General features: G+C 69.2%; 14 protein-coding genes. 11 read left to right on the top strand and 3 right to left on the bottom strand.

Annotation, left to right across the window (positions count from 1 at the left end; all coding sequences use genetic code 11):
• Positions 1-15: 15 nt before the first annotated feature.
• From AC1ROW_RS06940 to AC1ROW_RS06930, 3 genes are all read right to left on the bottom strand, one after another.
• Positions 16-459, bottom strand: a complete 444-nt coding sequence (locus tag AC1ROW_RS06940) for a succinate dehydrogenase hydrophobic membrane anchor subunit (RefSeq protein ID WP_493018099.1) — start codon at positions 457-459, stop codon at positions 16-18.
• A gap of 1 nt (position 460) precedes the next feature.
• Entirely contained in the window at positions 461-877 is a 417-nt protein-coding gene (sdhC, locus tag AC1ROW_RS06935; RefSeq protein ID WP_179607700.1) for a succinate dehydrogenase, cytochrome b556 subunit, read from the bottom strand.
• Positions 878-1,041: 164 nt separating this feature from the next.
• The gene (locus tag AC1ROW_RS06930) at positions 1,042-2,163 is read right to left on the bottom strand and encodes a mannose-1-phosphate guanylyltransferase (protein ID WP_493018098.1); all 1,122 of its coding nucleotides are present in this window, start codon (positions 2,161-2,163) and stop codon (positions 1,042-1,044) included.
• A gap of 74 nt (positions 2,164-2,237) precedes the next feature.
• Here AC1ROW_RS06930 and AC1ROW_RS06925 point away from each other — a divergent pair, with 74 nt between their 5' ends.
• From AC1ROW_RS06925 to AC1ROW_RS06875, 11 genes are all read left to right on the top strand, one after another.
• Positions 2,238-3,407 carry a glycosyltransferase family 4 protein gene (locus AC1ROW_RS06925; protein WP_493018097.1) on the top strand — a complete coding sequence of 390 codons (1,170 nt, stop codon included), beginning with the start codon at positions 2,238-2,240 and terminating at the stop codon, positions 3,405-3,407.
• A 101-nt stretch (positions 3,408-3,508) separates the two neighbouring features.
• Positions 3,509-4,612, top strand: coding sequence for a magnesium and cobalt transport protein CorA (locus tag AC1ROW_RS06920; protein WP_493018374.1), 1,104 nt, complete (start codon positions 3,509-3,511; stop codon positions 4,610-4,612).
• A gap of 176 nt (positions 4,613-4,788) precedes the next feature.
• Entirely contained in the window at positions 4,789-5,871 is a 1,083-nt protein-coding gene (locus AC1ROW_RS06915) for a BMP family lipoprotein (RefSeq protein ID WP_493018096.1), read from the top strand.
• A gap of 93 nt (positions 5,872-5,964) precedes the next feature.
• Positions 5,965-7,503, top strand: a complete 1,539-nt coding sequence (locus AC1ROW_RS06910; RefSeq protein WP_493018095.1) for an ABC transporter ATP-binding protein — start codon at positions 5,965-5,967, stop codon at positions 7,501-7,503.
• Positions 7,500-8,828 (top strand): ABC transporter permease, encoded by a 1,329-nt coding sequence (locus AC1ROW_RS06905; RefSeq protein ID WP_493018094.1) that lies wholly within the window; start codon positions 7,500-7,502, stop codon positions 8,826-8,828. Before AC1ROW_RS06910 ends, AC1ROW_RS06905 begins: the two co-directional genes overlap by 4 nt.
• Positions 8,825-10,114 carry an ABC transporter permease gene (locus tag AC1ROW_RS06900; protein ID WP_493018093.1) on the top strand — a complete coding sequence of 430 codons (1,290 nt, stop codon included), beginning with the start codon at positions 8,825-8,827 and terminating at the stop codon, positions 10,112-10,114. The genes AC1ROW_RS06905 and AC1ROW_RS06900 overlap by 4 nt, the downstream gene beginning before the upstream one ends.
• The gene (locus AC1ROW_RS06895; protein ID WP_493018092.1) at positions 10,111-10,551 is read left to right on the top strand and encodes a cytidine deaminase; all 441 of its coding nucleotides are present in this window, start codon (positions 10,111-10,113) and stop codon (positions 10,549-10,551) included. Before AC1ROW_RS06900 ends, AC1ROW_RS06895 begins: the two co-directional genes overlap by 4 nt.
• Before the next feature lie 37 nt (positions 10,552-10,588).
• Positions 10,589-11,893 (top strand): thymidine phosphorylase, encoded by a 1,305-nt coding sequence (locus AC1ROW_RS06890; RefSeq protein ID WP_493018091.1) that lies wholly within the window; start codon positions 10,589-10,591, stop codon positions 11,891-11,893.
• Between the two features lie 106 nt (positions 11,894-11,999).
• A complete protein-coding gene (locus AC1ROW_RS06885; protein WP_493018090.1) occupies positions 12,000-13,121 on the top strand; it encodes an adenosine deaminase in 1,122 nt (373 codons plus the stop codon).
• A 24-nt stretch (positions 13,122-13,145) separates the two neighbouring features.
• A complete protein-coding gene (locus tag AC1ROW_RS06880; RefSeq protein WP_493018089.1) occupies positions 13,146-13,607 on the top strand; it encodes a PTS sugar transporter subunit IIA in 462 nt (153 codons plus the stop codon).
• Positions 13,608-13,620: 13 nt separating this feature from the next.
• Complete coding sequence (locus AC1ROW_RS06875; RefSeq protein ID WP_493018088.1) at positions 13,621-13,893, top strand: PTS sugar transporter subunit IIB; 273 nt, start codon at positions 13,621-13,623, stop codon at positions 13,891-13,893.
• Positions 13,894-13,969 lie beyond the last annotated feature (76 nt).

The raw sequence follows: 13,969 nt of genomic DNA, 5'->3' as shown, positions 1-13,969 counted from the left end.
TTTTCCGTCAATCAGTCACTTGGCCGGGCAGAACGAAGGCAGGTCGGCCGCGTGGGCGCCTGCCGGGCACGGGTCGAAGGTGAAGATCACGAGCGTGCCGAGCACGATCAGGACGACGACCGCCGCGAGGACCGCCCACTTGAGGATGCGGTTGACCAGCACGTTGTGCGCGTAGTCGTTGATCAGGGTGCGCATGCCGTTGCCGCCGTGGATGAGCGCGAGCCACAGCATGAGGAGGTCCCAGACCTGCCAGAACGGCGTGGCGTACTTGCCCGCGACGAAGGCGAAGTCGATCTGCTTGACGCCCGCGCCGAGCACGAGGTTGATCAGCAGGTGGCCGAAGATCAGGATCACCAGCACGAGGCCGGAGGCCCGCATGTAGATCCAGCCCCACTTCTCCCAGTTGACGCCCTTGCGGGCCGGGCGGGCCGGCGTGCGCGGCGCTTCGATGGTCGTCACGTCAGTTCACCTCCGAGAAGATGTGGATGAGCTGGGTCGGGACGAAGCCGGCCATGAGGATCACCCAGAGGGCGATGACGATCCAGAACATGACCTTCTGGTACTTGACGCCCTTGCTCCAGAAGTCGATCAGGATGATCCGGATGCCGTTGAAGGCGTGGAAGATGATCGCCGCGACGAGCGCCATCTCCCCGAATCCCATGATCGGGTTCTTGTAGGTGCCGATCACCGCGTTGTACGCCTCGGGGCTGACCCGGACGAGCGAGGTGTCGAGGATGTGGACGAGAAGGAAGAAGAAGATGGCGACGCCGGTGATGCGGTGAAGCACCCACGACCACATGCCCTCACGGCCGCGGTACAGCGTGCCGCCCGGCCTCGACTTCGTCGGTTGCAGGGTCCCTGCCGCTTGCTCTGGCACGAACAACCCTCCCTGGTTGCGATCGCTGAAAGTAGGCGCACGAAGCGCGTGGCAAGTCTATGCCGCGGGGGGCGTCCGCGCTGCTTAGGGTGGCCTTGGTTATCTCGACGTCGAGATAAATGGGAGGGGTGCGGCCGGTTGCGGGACCGAGCTGCGGGCGCCGCTCAGAGCACGTCGGTCGAGCCGGTGACCTTCAGCGCGTCCACCACCGACTTCACCCGCTGGGCGTTGTCCGTCGTCGTGACGAGCAGCGCGTCGGGCGTGTCGACGATCACGATGTCCTTCACGCCGATCAGGCTGATGACCCGCTTGGTCTGGCTGACGACGATCCCGCTGGAGGCGTCGGCGAGCACCCGGGCGTTCTCACCGAGGATGGCGAGGTCGGTGGTCCGGCCGCCGGAGTTCAGCTTGGAGAGCGAGGCGAAGTCGCCCACGTCGTCCCAGTCGAAGTAGCCCGGGATGACCGCGAGCCTCCCTGCGGCGGCCGCGGGCTCGGCGACCGAGTAGTCGATCGCGATCTTCTCCAGGTTCGGCCAGATCCGGTCGACGGCCGGTCCGCGGGTGGCCGGGTCGTCCCAGGCCTCCGCGAGCTCGAGCAGCCCGGCGAGGAGGGTGGGCTTGGAGCGGCCGATCTCCTCCAGGAGCCGATCGGCGCGCGCGATGAACATGCCGGCGTTCCACAGGTAGGAGTCGCTGGCGAGGTAGGCCTCGGCCGTCGGCAGGTCCGGCTTCTCGACGAACGACTCGACCGCCAGCACATTCGGGGCGCCGGTGACGGTCAGGCCGCCTCCGCAGCGGATGTAGCCGAACCCGACGGCGGGCTCGGTCGGTTTGATTCCGATGGTGGTGATGTAGCCGGCGTCGGCGGCGGCGACGGCCTCCCGCACGGTGGAGGCGAACAGCCGCGTGTTGCGGATGACGTGGTCGGCGGCGAACGACCCGACGATCACCCCCGGCTCGCGGCGTTCCAGGATGGCGGCGGCCAGGCCGATCGCGGCGGTGGAGTCCCGCGGCTCGGACTCGAGCACGACGTTGGCGTCGGCCAGCGCCGGAAGCTGCGCCTCCACGGCGGCGCGGTGCGCGCGGCCGGTGACGACCATGATCCGCTGCTCGCCCGCGATCGGCGCCAGCCGGTCCCAGGTGTCGCGCAGCAGCGTCTGCCCCGACCCGGTGAGGTCGTGGAGGAACTTCGGCGCGTCGGCCCGCGACAGCGGCCACAGCCGGGAGCCGATCCCGCCCGCCGGGATGATGCTGTAGAACCGGTCGAGCGCGCCAGGAGAAGTCATGCCGAAAGGATATCGAGCGGTTCTGGACACCTTCCGTTCACAGGCGGGACATTCCCGGAGCAGACACTGTGGTCATGCGGGTCGCCGTCGTCAGCGAAAGCTTCCTCCCCACAGTGAACGGGGTGACCACCAGCGTCCTGCGGGTGCTCGATCATCTGGCCGCGGAGGGCCACGAAGCGATCGTCATCTGCCCGGAGGCCGGGGCGCCGGACGAGTACGCCGGCTATCGCATCCACCAGGTGCCCTCCATCGCGTACCGGCAGTTCCCGGTGGGGCTGCCCAGCCCGCAGGTGCAGCGGATCCTCGCGAAGTTCGAGCCGGACGTGCTGCATGCGGCCTCCCCCTTCTTCTTGGGCGCGCAGGCCATCGCCGCCGCCAATCGGGTCGGCGTGCCCTCGGTCGCCATCTATCAGACCGACGTCGCCGGGTTCGCCCGCCGCAACGGGCTCGGGATGACCGCCGCCATCGCCTGGAAGTACGTGCGCTGGGTGCACGAGGGCGCCGACCTCACGCTGGTGCCGTCGTCGGCCAGCGAGTACGACCTCCGGGAGGCCGGGGTCCGCCGCCTCGCCCGCTGGGGGCGTGGCGTGGACCTGGAGCGGTATCACCCGAACAACCGCCGCACCGCCGGGGCGGTCGCGCTGCGGGAGCGCCTGTCGCCGGACGGCGAGATCGTCGTCGGCTACGTCGGCCGGATCGCGCCGGAGAAGCAGGTCGAGCGGTTGCGCGTGCTCCGCGGTCTGCCGGGGGTCTCGGTCGCGATCGTCGGGGACGGGCCATCGCGGGAGGCCGTCGAGCGGCAGCTGCACGGCGTGCCGACCACCTGGCTCGGCCGCCTCGGCGGAGCCGACCTGGCCGCCGCCTATGCGGCCTTCGACGTGTTCGCGCACACCGGCTCCGAGGAGACCTTCGGGCAGACCGTCCAGGAGGCGCACGCCTCCGGTCTGCCGGTGATCGCGCCGCGCGCCGGCGGCCCCATCGACCTCGTGGAGCACGGCGTCGACGGGCTCCTCTTCCCTCCGGCCGACGACCGCGGGCTGCGGGCCGCCGTCGCCATGCTCGCCGCCGACGCGCCGCTGCGCCTGCGGATGGGGGAGGCCGGACGCCGGCGCGTGCTCGGCCGCGGGTGGGACGTGCTGTGCTCCGAGCTCGTCGGGCACTACGAGCAGGTCATCCTCGACGCTTGCACGGACGTCCGCCGCGGCGGGGCCCAGCGCACCGGCACACTCCGCGCGTACAGTTAGGTGGCGCTGCCGCGCGGTTCGCCGGGCGTTGCACGGGCCACCTCACGTTTCCGCGCACCAGGAGGTGAACCTTGGCGAACCTGAACCGACGCGGCATTCCGATGCCCTTCGTGTCCCGTGCCCGGCGGGTCGATCCTCCCAGTTCGCCTGAGCCCGCCCTGACCGAGCCGCAGCGCGCCGCGCGCTCCAGCATGGTGGACAGCGCGATCTACGCCGACGGCGTGCGGGTCGCGTCGCCGCGCACCCTGGCCGAGACCTACAGTGCGCTGGACGACACCCCCGGCGGCGTCGCCTGGATCGGGCTCTACCGGCCGACCGAGCAGGAGCTGATGTCGCTCGCGGCGGAGTTCAGCCTCCACCCGCTGGCCATCGAGGATGCGATCGTCGCCCACCAGCGGCCCAAGCTGGAGCGCTACGACTCCGTGCTGTTCGTCGTGCTGAAGGCGGCCAACTACCTGGACGTGCCCGAGGAGGTCGACTTCGGCGAGCTGCACCTCTTCGTCGGGCCGAACTTCGTCATCACGGTGCGGCACAGCGAGTCGCCGGACCTGTCCACCGTGCGACACAGGATGGAGCGGGAGCGCGACCTCCTCGCGCTCGGCCCGCAGGCCATCCTCTACGCGATCATCGACGCCGTCGTGGACGCGTACGGCCCGGTCGTCGCGGGGCTGGCCAACGACATCGACGAGATCGAGACGCAGGTCTTCGGTGGCGACGTCTTGGTCTCACGGCGCATCTACGAGCTGTCGCGGGAGGTCATCGACTTCCAGCGCGCTACGCACCCGCTGTCGTCGGTCATGGTCGCCCTGGAGCGCGGCTCGGCGAAGTACGGCGTCGCCGAGGAGCTGGAGCGGCGCCTGCGCGACGTGGCCGACCACCTCACGCAGGTGAATGAGCGCGTGGACGGCTTCCGCTACCTGCTGCGCGACATCCTGACGGTGAACTCGACGCTCGTCGCCGAACGCCAGAACGAGGAGCTGACGCGTCTGGCGCACTCCTCGCACCGGCAGGGCGAGGAGGTCAAGAAGATCTCCTCGTGGGCGGCGATCCTGTTCGCGCCGACGCTGATCGCGGGCGTCTACGGGATGAACTTCGAGAACATGCCGGAACTGGCATGGCCGCTCGGGTACCCGCTGGCGATCCTCGCGATGCTGGGGTTGAGCACGCTGCTGTACACGGTGTTCAAGAAGCGCGGGTGGATGTAGCGGGACCGACGAGATCTCTTGCTCAAATGAGCAGGTGCCAAACAGGCGCGCATTTGTAACGCTTGCATGAAGAAGCCGAATTCGACCACAGTGCGGTTCGTCATATTCGGTAACGTGCACTGCGTATCCTTGCCCGCGCGCACCCGAGCGGGCACTGCATCTTGGAGGACAAAACCTTGACAATCACAGCCCGTAAGGCCGCCCTCACCGGCCTTGTCGCCGCCGGCGTCGTCGCACTGCTCGCAGCCTGCGGTTCGGCGCCCAGTTCGACCAGCACCGCCGCGAACTCGAAGTACCTGCCCTGCATCGTGTCCGACCAGGGCGGCTTCAACGACCGCTCGTTCAACCAGCTCGGTCTGGAGGGCGTCCAGGAGGCCGCTCAGAAGATCGGCAGCAGCTACAAGCAGGTCCAGTCGAAGAGCGCCAACGACTACCTGCCGAACATCAAGAGCCTGATCCAGCAGGGCTGCAACATCATCGTCGCCTCCGGCTTCAACCTCGTCGCCCCCGTCAAGCAGGCCTCCGCGGAGAACCCGAAGGTCAACTTCGTGATGGTCGACGACAACAGCATCAAGGCCGCCAACGTGAAGCCCGTGGTGTTCAACACCGACGAGGCCGGCTTCCTGGCCGGCTACGCCTCGGCGAGCTACTCGAAGACCGGTGTGATCGGCACCTACGGCGGCCAGAAGCTGCCGTCGGTCACCATCTTCATGGACGGCATCTCGGACGGCGTGAAGTACTACAACCAGCAGAAGGGCGCCACCAAGAAGGTCATCGGCTGGGACGTCGCGTCGCAGGACGGCCAGTTCGTCAACAGCTTCGTCGACCTGAACACGTCCAAGACGATCGCGCAGACCATGCTCGGCCAGAACGCCGACGTGCTCGCCCCCATCGGCGGCCCGATCTACCAGGGCGCCGCCTCGGCGATCAAGGACGGCGGCAAGAACGTCGCCCTGATCGGTAACGACGCCGACGTCTTCCTGACCGACCAGAACGGCTACAACAGCCTGTTCCTCACCTCGATCATGAAGAACATCAAGCCGACCGTCTCGACGATCGTGCAGCAGGCCGCCTCCGGCAACAAGTTCGACAACTCGCAGTACGTCGGCACGCTGAAGAACAACGGCGTCGGCATCGCCCCGTTCCACGACTTCGCCTCGAAGGTCGACTCCGGCCTGCAGGGCGAGCTCGACAAGATCAAGGCCGGCATCATCGACGGTTCGATCAAGGTCGAGTCGCCGTCGGCGTTCTCGGAGTAGATCCCAGCGACACCCCGGGAGGCCGGCCTCGTGCCGGCCTCCCCACCTCGTCCGCCCCCGGCCGGCGCACAGCCCGACACCCCAAGGCCCCCCATGAAACTCGAACTCCGCGGTATCACCAAACGCTTCGGCGCGCTGGTCGCCAACGATCACATCGACCTGACGGTCGAACCCGGTGAGATCCACTGTCTGCTCGGTGAGAACGGCGCAGGCAAGTCGACCCTGATGAACGTCCTCTACGGCCTCTACCAGGCCGACGAGGGCGAGATCCTCCTGGACGACGTCGTCCAGGACTTCGCCGGACCCGGTGACGCCATGAAGGCGGGCATCGGGATGGTCCACCAGCACTTCATGCTCATCCCCGTCTTCACCGTCGCCGAGAACGTCATGCTCGGCCACGAGCAGACGAAGTTCGGCGGCCGGCTCGACCTGGCCGCGGCCCGCGCGAAGGTGCGCGAGATCTCCGCCCGCTTCGGGTTCGACCTCGACCCGGATGCCCTGGTCGAGGACCTCCCGGTCGGCGTCCAGCAGCGCGTGGAGATCATCAAGGCGCTCTCCCGCGACGCCAAGGTCCTCGTCTTCGACGAGCCGACGGCCGTGCTCACGCCGCAGGAGACCGACGAGCTGATGACGATCATGCGCCAGCTCGCCGAGAGCGGCACCGGCATCGTCTTCATCACCCACAAGCTCCGCGAGGTCCGCGAGGTCGCGACCCGCATCACCGTCATGCGTCTCGGCAAGGTGGTCGGCGAGGCCGAGCCCACGGCCTCCAACGCCGAGCTCGCCTCCCTCATGGTCGGCCGCAGCGTCGAGCTGAGCGTCCACAAGGAGACGCCGAAGCTCACCGAGAACAGCCTCCGGGTGCGCAACCTCACGGTCTCCGACCCCACGGGCGTGGTCCTCGTCGACAACCTCGACTTCGAGGTCCGCGGCGGCGAGGTGCTCGCCATCGCCGGCGTGCAGGGCAACGGCCAGACCGAGCTGACGGAGGCCCTCCTCGGCCTGCAGAAGCGTGTCTCCGGCTCCGTCGAGCTCGACGGCAAAGAGATCCTCGGCCTGTCGGTGCGCAAGGTGCTCGACGCCGGCGTCGGGTTCGTCCCGGAGGACCGCAACGTCGACGGACTCGTCGCGGAGTTCTCGATCGCCGAGAACCTGATGCTCGACCGCTCCAACCGCGGTCCGTTCGTCAAGGGCTCGAACCTGCAGCTCAAGTTCCGCGACACGTTCGCGGAGGAGAAGTCGAAGGAGTTCGACGTCCGTGCCCAGGGGATCACCACCCACGTCGGCCGGCTCTCCGGCGGCAACCAGCAGAAGGTCGTGCTCGCGCGCGAGCTCAGCCGCGACCTGCGGCTGTTCGTGGCGGCCCAGCCGACCCGCGGCCTGGACGTCGGCTCGATCGAGTTCGTCCACGAGCAGATCATCGCCGCGCGCGACTCGGGCGTGCCGGTCATCGTCGTCTCCACCGAGCTCGACGAGATCGTCGCGCTCGGCGACAGGATCGCCGTCATGTACCGCGGCGGCATCGTCGGGATCGTCCCGGCGTCGACGCCCCGCGAGATCCTCGGCCTGATGATGACGGGCGAGGCCCCGCCGGCCGAATACCTCGTCGACGCCCAAGGAGCCTCCGCATGAGCGACCAGATGCCCACTGCCGATGTCGAGGCCGCTGTCGGGGAGCCCCCCGTCGATGTCCCGGCACTCGACCAGATCCCCGAGGAGCAGCGCGCCACCGAGCCGCCCGCGCCGGAGATCTCCAAGACCCACCGCATCCTGCGCGAGATCGCCTCGGGGAGCGTTGTGCTCTCCATCTGCGCGGTCATCGTCGCGCTCGTCGTCGGCGGCGTCTTCATCGCCCTGACGAACCAGCAGGTGCAGCAGGCGCTCGGCTACTTCTTCGCGCGGCCCAGCGACACCTTCGTCGCGATCGCCAATGCGGTGGGCGGCGCCTACTCCGCGCTGTTCCAGGGTGCGATCTACAACACGCATGCGCCCGACTTCGCCACCGGCATCCAGTCGCTGTCGACGACGCTCACCTTCGCCACGCCGCTGATCGCGGCCGGCCTCGGCGTCGCCCTCAGCTTCCGGGTCGGCCTGTTCAACATCGGTGGCCAGGGGCAGATGCTCATCGCCGCGCTGTTCGCGGGACTGGTCGGGTTCAAGCTGCCGATGCCCCCGGGCATCCACCTGCTGATCGCGGTGATCGCCGGCCTCGTCGGCGGTGCGATCTGGGCGGCGATCGCCGGCGTCCTGAAGGCGTACACGGGCGCGCACGAGGTGATCGTCACGATCATGCTCAACTACATCGCGCTCAACCTCCTCAGCTATCTGCTGACGACATCGTTCCTGCGCGCTCCCGGCGCGAACGACCCGCGCACCCCACCGACCCTGCCGACAGCGGTGTTCCCGAAACTGTTCGGTAGCAACTACTCGCTGGACATCGGCATCATCCTCGTGGTGCTGGCGACCGTCGCGGTCTGGTGGCTGCTCGAGCGGTCGAGCCTCGGCTTCCGCTTCCGCGCGGTCGGTGAGAACCCGAACGCGGCGCGCGTCGCCGGCATGTCCGTCCGCTCGATCTACGTCTGGGCGATGGTCATCTCCGGCGCCCTCGTCGGACTCGCCGGCGCCACCCAGGTGCTCGGTCAGATCACGACCGGCTTCGGCAGCGACATCGACGCCGGCATCGGATTCTCGGCCATCACGGTTGCGCTGCTCGGCCGGTCCCGGCCGTTCGGCGTGCTCGTCGCCGGCATCCTGATCGGCGCGTTCCAGGCCGGCGGATTCGCCATGCAGGCCGCGGACAACGTCCCTGTCGAGGTCATCGCGATCATCCAGTCGGTCACGGTGCTGTTCATCGCCGCACCGCCGCTGGTGCGCGCCATCTTCCGGCTGCCCGCCCCGGGCAGCGCACCGCGCCGCCGCCGCTCGGCGACCCGCACGAAGGGAGCGGTCGCACGATGACCGTCATCACCCAGCACCCGGCCCCCGCACTGGCCGACGGCGAGACCGCGCGCGTGGTCGTCCGCCACTGGCGCCTGCCGATCGTCTTCGCGGTGTTCAGCGCGATCAGCATCCTGCTGTTCCTGGTGTTCCCCCGCCCGGGCACGACGACCTACACGTTCAGCACGAAGAGCGACTTCTTCACGATCCCGAACGTCCAGATCCCCTCGATCGCGACGGGCATCGTCGTGACGATCATCGCCCTGATCATCACCGCGTTCGCTTTCGTCCTCGTCGCTCGCGGGCGGAGCGTCCCGCTCTGGCTGGGCGCGATCTTCGCGGTCGCCCTCCTGGTCGGTTTCATCACGTGGTCGGTCGGTGACGGCACCGTGCCCGTCGCGGGCCTGCTCGCGGCCGCTCTCGGCCTCAGCGTCCCGATCATCTACGGTGCGATGGGGGGCGTGCTCTCCGAGCGCGTCGGCGTCGTCAACGTGGCGATCGAGGGTCAGCTGCTCGGCGGCGCCTTCACGTCGGCGATGCTTGCGACGATCACCCACTCGGTCGTCGTGGGACTGATCGGCGCCGCCGTCGCCGGGGTGATCGTGTCGTTCATCCTGGCCGCGTTCTCGATCAAATACCTGGTCGACCAGGTCATCGTCGGCATCGTGCTGAACGTGCTCGTGTCGGGCGTCACCGGCTTCTTCTACACGGCCGTGATGGCGAACAACACGGCGGCGTTCAACCTCCCGCCGACCCTGCCGAAACTGCCGATCCCGCTGCTCAGCCAGATCCCGGTGATCGGTCCGGTGCTGTTCAACCAGACCCTGATCGTCTACGTGATGTACGTGGCCGTCGCCGGCGTCTACTTCTTCCTGTTCCACACCCGCTGGGGCCTCCGGGTCCGCGCGGTGGGCGAGCACCCGAAGGCGGCGGACACGGTCGGCGTGAAGGTCAACCCGACCCGGTTCTGGACGGTGCTGATCGCGGGCGCCATCGCCGGCTTCGGCGGCGCGTACTTCACGATCGGCGGCGTCGGCGGCTTCGTGAAGGATATGACCAGCGGCCTCGGCTACATCGCCCTCGCGGCGGTGATCTTCGGACGCTGGGACCCGATCCGGGCCACGCTCGCCGCGCTGCTGTTCGGCTTCGCCGGCGCCCTCCAGAGCCTGCTCGGCCTGCTGCACGCGCCGATCCCGAGCGAGTTCCTGCGCATGCTGCCCTACCTGGTGACCATCTTCGCGGTGGCCGGGCTGGTCGGGCAGTCCCGCGGGCCGGCGGCGTCGGGCAAGCCGTACATCAAGTCATGACGGACGCGATCGACTGGCCTGCGTTGCGCGCCGCGGCGAACGAGGCGATGACGCACGCGTACGTGCCGTACTCGCGGTTCCCGGTCGGCGCCGCGGCGCTGGTCGACGACGGCCGCGTCGTCAGCGGCTGCAACGTCGAGAACGCCAGCTACGGCGTCACCCTGTGCGCCGAGTGCGGGCTGGTGTCGTCGCTGGCGATGACCGGGGGAGGGCGGCTCGTCGCCTTCACCTGCGTCAACGGCGACGGCGACACCCTGATGCCGTGCGGCCGCTGCCGGCAGCTCCTGTACGAGCACTCGGCCGAGGGGATGCTGCTGGAGACGGTCTCCGGCATCCGCACCATCGACGAGGTGCTGCCCGACGCGTTCGGGCCGCGCCAGCTGGAGGCGTACGCCGAAGAGCACGACGACGAAGCCGACGGCGACGACGTCGACTGACACCGCACGACGAAAAGACGAAAAGGGCTGACCCATCGTGAGCACCGCAGCAGCGGTCGAGGCGTTCGACGCCGTCGACCTGATCAGGACCAAGCGCGACCGTGGCGAGCTGACCACCCCGGAGATCGACTGGCTGGTGGACGCGTACACGCGCGGCTACGTCGGCGACGAGCAGATGGCGGCCATGACGATGGCGATCTTCCTGAACGGGATGACCCGCCGGGAGATCCGTGACCTCACCCTGGCCATGATCGCGTCGGGCGAGCGGATGGACTTCTCCGGCCTCGGCAAGCCGACCGCCGACAAGCACTCCACCGGCGGCGTCGGCGACAAGATCACCCTGCCGCTGATGCCCCTGGTCGCGTCGTTCGGCGTCGCCGTTCCGCAGCTCTCCGGCCGCGGCCTCGGCCACACCGGCGGCACGCTCGACAAGCTGGAGAGCATCCCCGGCTGGCGCGCGAACCTCAGCAACGAGGAGATGCTGGCCCAGCTCCGCGGCCCCGGCGGCGTGATCTGCGCCGCGGGCTCCGGGCTCGCGCCGGCGGACGGCAAGCTGTACGCGCTGCGCGACATCACGGGGACGGTCGAGGCCATCCCGCTGATCGCGTCGTCGATCATGTCCAAGAAGATCGCGGAAGGCACGAGCGCCCTGGTGCTCGACGTGAAGTTCGGCTCCGGCGCGTTCCTCAAGGACATCGACAAGTCGCGCGAACTCGCCCGCACCATGGTGGAGCTGGGCAAGGACGCGGGAGTGGCGACCTCAGCGCTCCTCACCGACATGAACGTCCCGCTCGGCCTCGCGATCGGCAACGCCAACGAGGTGCGCGAGTCGGTCGAGGTGCTCGCCGGCGGCGGCCCGGCCGACATCGTCGAGCTGACCGTGGCGCTCGCCCGGGAGATGCTGGCGCTCGCCGGCCAGCCGGACGCCGACGTGGAGGCCGCGCTCAAGGACGGGCGTGCCATGGACAAGTGGCGGGAGACCGTGCGCGCCCAGGGCGGCGACCCCGACGCGTCGCTTCCCGTCGCCCGCGAGACGCACACCGTGGTCGCGGAGTCGGACGGCATCCTCGTGGAGCAGCAGGCGCTGCCCTTCGGCATCGCCGCGTGGCGGCTCGGCGCGGGCCGTGCCCGCAAGCAGGACCCGGTGCAGCACGCGGCCGGCGTCGACCTGCACGCCAAGCCGGGCGACGAGGTGCGCGCGGGCCAACCGCTGTTCACGCTGTCCGCCGACGAGCCCGCCCGCTTCGAGCGCGCGCTGGAGGCCTTGGAGGGCGCGTACCGGATCGCGCCAGCCGGCACCCCCTTCACCCGCACCCCCCTCGTCGCCGAACGAATCGCCTAGCACCCCGCGAGTACGCGGAAAATCCACCGAAAACCGCCGAGTACGCAGACTATTCGCGTACTCGGCGGCTGCCATCGACCATGCGCGCACCGATAGATTGAGAGTCATGAGCCTGAACGACAACAGCACCTACACGCTCGCCGACGGGACCGACATCCGGGCGCTGCCCAAGGTCTCCCTGCACGACCACCTCGACGGCGGCCTGCGCCCCGCGACGGTGCTGGAGCTCGCGGACGGCATCGGCCTCCAGCTCCCGGCCGACGACCCGGAGGCGCTCGGCGCCTGGTTCGCCGAGAAGTCCAACTCGGGCTCGCTGGTCGAGTACCTCAAGACCTTCGACCTGACGACCGCCGTCATGCAGACCCGGGAGGGCCTCAGCCGCGTCGCCCGCGAGTTCGTGCAGGACCTCGGCGCGGACGGCGTCGTGTACGGCGAGATCCGCTGGGCCCCCGAGCAGCACCTCACCCGCGGCCTCACCCTCGACGAGACCGTGGAGGCCGTGCAGGAAGGCCTGGAGCAGGGCATCGAGGACGTGCGCGCCGCCGGCGGCCGCATCCGCGTGGGCCAGCTCGTGAGCGCTATGCGCCACACCGACCGCAGCCTGGAGATCGCCGAGCTGGCCGTCCGGCACCGCGACCGTGGCGCCGTCGGCTTCGACATCGCCGGCCCGGAGGCGGGCTTCCCGCCCTCGAACCACAAGGCGGCGTTCGACTACCTCGCGTCGGAGTTCTTCCCGGCCACCGTGCACGCGGGCGAGGCGGACGGACTGGACAGCATCCGCAGCGCCCTCCTCGACGGGCGCGCGCTGCGCCTCGGCCACGGCGTGCGCCTGGCGGAGGACATCACGATCGAGCGGCAGGACGACGAGAACACCTACGTGACCCTCGGCACCCTGTCGCAGTGGGTGAAGGACCGGGAGATCGCGCTGGAGACGAGCCCGACCTCCAACCTGCAGACCGGCGCGATCGCGGCGTGGGGCGACGAGATCCTCGACCACCCGTTCGACCTGCTGTACCAGCTCGGCTTCCGGGTCACGGTCAACACCGACAACCGGCTGATGAGCGGGACGACGCTGACGCGCGAGCTCAGTATCCTCGCCGACGCGTTCTCGTACGACCTCACCGACCTGGAGATCTTCCAGCTGAACGCCGCCGCAGGGGCCTTCCTCCCCGTCGAGCAGCGTGAGGAACTGGCGGAGATCATCACAGCAGGTTTCGAGGGTTCCTGACCCGCTAACGCGTACGCTGGACCCATGCCGCTGCCACCGTTGCCCGACACCGCTGTGACCGTCGGAGCCCACGCCTCCGACTGGCGCGACGCGGTCGAACTCGCGGGGGAGGCGCTGGCCCGCTCCGGCGCGACGGAGGAGTCGTACGGCGCCCGGATGATCCAGGTGATCGAGGAGTTCGGCGCCTACATCGTGATCGCGCCGGGCCTCGCCCTGGCGCACGCGCGTCCGGGGCCGGACGTGAACCGCGATGGGCTGTCGGTGGTGACGCTCACCGATCCCGTCGTGTTCGGGCATCCGCACAACGACCCGGTGTCGGTGGTGATCGGCCTCGCGGTAACGTCGCCGGAAGGGCACGTGTCGAGCGTCGCCGAGCTGGCCAACGTCTTCAACGACCCCGACTCGATCCCGGCGCTGGCCGCCGCGGGCGACGTCGCGGAGGTGCAGCGCATCCTCACGCTCAGCGAAGAGGAAGCGGCCCGGTGAGAGGGATGGCGCTGTGAAGATCGTCGCCATCTGCGGCGCCGGGATCGGCACCTCGGGCATCCTCAAGGTGAACGCCGAGCGCGTGCTCGACCGCCTCGGACTGGACGCGGACGTGACCGCCGCGGACGTCGCGAGCCTGGACTCCGCGTCGAGCGACGCGCAGATCATCCTGACGTCGCCCGAACTGGTCGACCGGATCGGGCGGACCAACGCGGACGTCATCGTGGTGCAGAACTACTTCGACCTCGACGAGCTCGAGCAGAAGCTCGACGAGGCGCTGGGCTAGCCTGCGCATTCGTGACGAATGTGCGCGCGCGACGACGCGGAGATTCGTCACGAATGTCGACTCTCGCGGGGCGAAA

It is taken from the genome of Leifsonia sp. GW821-FHT13C09 (genome assembly GCF_058806435.1).
This window is presented reverse-complemented; position numbering and strand designations above follow the sequence as displayed.